The 2,642-nt window shown below is 71.7% G+C and carries 4 protein-coding genes; all 4 read right to left on the bottom strand.

Annotated features, from left to right (window positions below; genetic code table 11):
• Positions 1–123 precede the first annotated feature (123 nt).
• Positions 124–711 carry a UbiX family flavin prenyltransferase gene (locus ABNT58_RS03125; RefSeq protein ID WP_348752053.1) on the bottom strand — a complete coding sequence of 196 codons (588 nt, stop codon included), beginning with the start codon at positions 709–711 and terminating at the stop codon, positions 124–126.
• The gene (grxD, locus tag ABNT58_RS03120; protein WP_348752052.1) at positions 711–1,028 is read right to left on the bottom strand and encodes a Grx4 family monothiol glutaredoxin; all 318 of its coding nucleotides are present in this window, start codon (positions 1,026–1,028) and stop codon (positions 711–713) included. The genes ABNT58_RS03125 and grxD overlap by 1 nt, the downstream gene beginning before the upstream one ends.
• Before the next feature lie 98 nt (positions 1,029–1,126).
• Positions 1,127–1,708, bottom strand: coding sequence for a hypothetical protein (locus ABNT58_RS03115; protein ID WP_348752051.1), 582 nt, complete (start codon positions 1,706–1,708; stop codon positions 1,127–1,129).
• Between the two features lie 94 nt (positions 1,709–1,802).
• A partial coding sequence (gene prmC / locus ABNT58_RS03110; protein ID WP_348752050.1) for a peptide chain release factor N(5)-glutamine methyltransferase occupies positions 1,803–2,642 on the bottom strand: 840 nt, incomplete at its 5' end.

The raw sequence follows: 2,642 nt of genomic DNA, 5'->3' as shown, positions 1-2,642 counted from the left end.
TCCGCTTGGCCGTCATTCCCAGGCCCAGGCTGTGTTGCTTCATGCACCGTATCGTCTCAGCGCTTCACGTTGTCGCCAAGCTTGCAGCGGGCGAATTGTGCAGACCTTCCTTAGCGGCCGGCGTTACAGCCCTTGCCACTGCTGCGGCCGGGCCGCGTCCAGTCCCAGCAACGCCAGCGCGCGTTCCACCGTCTCGTCCACCAACTGGTCGATGGTGCTGGGCCGGTGGTAGAAGGCCGGCAGCGGCGGAAACACGATGGCGCCCATCTCGGTGGCGGCGGTCATGTTGCGCAGGTGGGCCAGGTTGAAGGGCGTCTCGCGCACCATCAGCAACAGGCGGCGGCGCTCTTTGAGCGTCACGTCGGCGGCGCGTGTCAGCAGGTTGTCGCCAAAGCCGTGGGCGATGGCGGCCAGCGTCTTCATCGAGCAGGGCGTGACCGCCATGGCGGCCGTGTCGAAGCTGCCGCTGGCGATGCAGGCCCCCACATCGCCTGGCGCATGGGCGGCGGTGGCCAGGGCCTCCAGCGCGCGCCGGTCCAGGCCCATCTCGTGGTGCACGTTGAGCACGCCGGCGGGGGTGACCACCAGGTGCGTCTCGATGCCCAAGGTGCGCGCCCGCTGCAGCAGCCGCACGCCGTACACGGCGCCGCTGGCGCCGGTGATGCCGACCACCAGCCGCGGCGGGCGGCCGGGGGTGGCGGGGGTGGTCATCAGGCGGAGGCGGTCAGGGCCTGCTGCAGTTCACCGCTCTGGTACATCTCCATCATGATGTCCGAGCCACCGACGAATTCGCCGTTGACGTAGAGCTGCGGGATGGTGGGCCAGTTGGCGTATTCCTTGATGCCCTGGCGCACCTGCTCGTCTTCCAGCACGTTGAAGGTGGTCAGGTCGGTCACGCCGCAGGCCTTGAGGATCTGGATCGCGCGGCCCGAGAAGCCGCACATCGGAAACTGGGACGTGCCCTTCATGAAAAGCACGACGCGGTGGCCCTTGACGAGGCTGTCGATGCGTTGTTGGACGTCGCTCATGGTGTGGTTCCGCAAAAGGCAGTTGGTCTTTCGAACCCGCGGTTATACGGCATCGCGCCGCCCGCTGCCGGTGGCGGCGGGCAAGCCCATGCGTGGGCTCAGAACGAATAGGACACGCCCAGCTGCAGCACGGGCATCAGCCGCAGCTCGCGTGTCACGTCGTCCAGGCTGGGCGACGCCGTGCCGCCCACCCGCAAGCCGCCGCCCAGCGCCATCAATCCGAGGTCGGCGGTGAAGCCCCAGCCGCCGCGCACCGACAGGCCGGTGTAGCCCACACCCAGGTAAGGCACGGTGCCCGAGGCATCGCCGGTGGCATCCGCGGTGCTGCGGGTGAACGACAGGCCACCCGCGGACGGGATGGCGGCCGCGCTGAGGGCGGCGCTGCGGCTGCCCAGCAGCAGGCCGCTGGTGGCGCGGAAGCCGCCGGCCATGCGCCCGGCGGCCAGGCCGGTGCCCGCGAAGTAGTAGTCGCCCAGCACCTGGGCGCCCTGGGCCCGGGGCAGGTTCGTCAAGGACAGGTCGGTGCGTGCCGTCGGGCCGATGACGCCGATGCGGGCATGCCAGCGCGGCCACGCCTGGTCGGGGTCGGTGACACGCAGTCCGTCGCCGGCGGCAGCGCTGCCGGCGGCGGCCGCCAGCAGCACCGCCAGACCGTGTTGCAGAGGGATGGTTCGACGCATCGCATGCTCCCGTGCTGGCCTGAAGTGAACTGATGCTACTGCTGCAACGTACCGTTGTGCACGCGGATGAAGCGGTGCAAAGATCGGTGTTGTTTCAGCCCGGCCATCGGCCACCGGTGCAGCGCGCATGACCGGCCAGGTCGTGCCGGTGACTGATGTCCACCAGGCCCGCCGCAGCCAGCAGGGCGGCCACGGGCGACGCCTGGTCATGGCCATGTTCCAGCAGCAGCCAGCCGCCGGCCAGCAGCCGCTGGGGCGCGCCGGCCACGATGGCGCGGATGGCGTCCAGGCCGTCGCCCTCGGGCGTCAGCGCCATGCGCGGCTCATGGCGCAGCGCGGGCAGGTGGGGGTCGTCTCCGGCGATGTAGGGCGGGTTGCTCAGCACCAGGTCGAAGCGGCCTTCCGGCGCGCCCTGCCACCAGTGGCCGGCGTGCCACTGCACCGGCAGGCCCAGGCGCCGGCCGTTGGCTTGCGCCACCGCCAGCGCCGCGGCGCTGGCATCCAGCCCATGCACCTCGGCCGCCGGGCAGGCGTGCTGCACCGCCAGCGCGATGGCGCCGGAGCCGGTGCCCAGGTCGATCACACGCGGCGCCGGCAGCGTGGACGGGCGTGCGGCCAGGCAGTCGAGCGCCCAGTCCACCAGCGTCTCGGTGTCGGGGCGGGGGTCCAGCACGTCGGGCGTGACCTGCAGCATCAGCCCGTGGAATTCGTGCTGGCCGGTCAGGTAGGCCAGCGGCACCGCATCGGCGCGGGCCCGGCAGTCGGCGCTGAAGGCGGCATCCGCCGCCGCGGGCAGCGGGTCGGTGTCGTGCGTCAGCAGCCAGGTGCGCGGCCGGCCCAGGCGGTGGGCCAGCAGCAACTGGGCGTCCAGCCGCTCCAGGCCCAGCGCGCGGGCGTCGGCCAAAGCCTGGGCGACGGTGCGGGCGGCCGGTGC

The organism is uncultured Aquincola sp., from assembly GCF_964001545.1.
Classification (GTDB): Bacteria; Pseudomonadota; Gammaproteobacteria; order Burkholderiales; family Burkholderiaceae_C; genus Aquincola.
This window is presented reverse-complemented; position numbering and strand designations above follow the sequence as displayed.

Coding starts and splice junctions, on each gene's coding strand:
- ABNT58_RS03125 (WP_348752053.1), bottom strand. CDS start 711: ATGACCACCCCCGCCACCCCCGGCCGCCCGCCGCGGCTGGTGGTCGGC.
- grxD (WP_348752052.1), bottom strand. CDS start 1,028: ATGAGCGACGTCCAACAACGCATCGACAGCCTCGTCAAGGGCCACCGC.
- ABNT58_RS03115 (WP_348752051.1), bottom strand. CDS start 1,708: ATGCGTCGAACCATCCCTCTGCAACACGGTCTGGCGGTGCTGCTGGCG.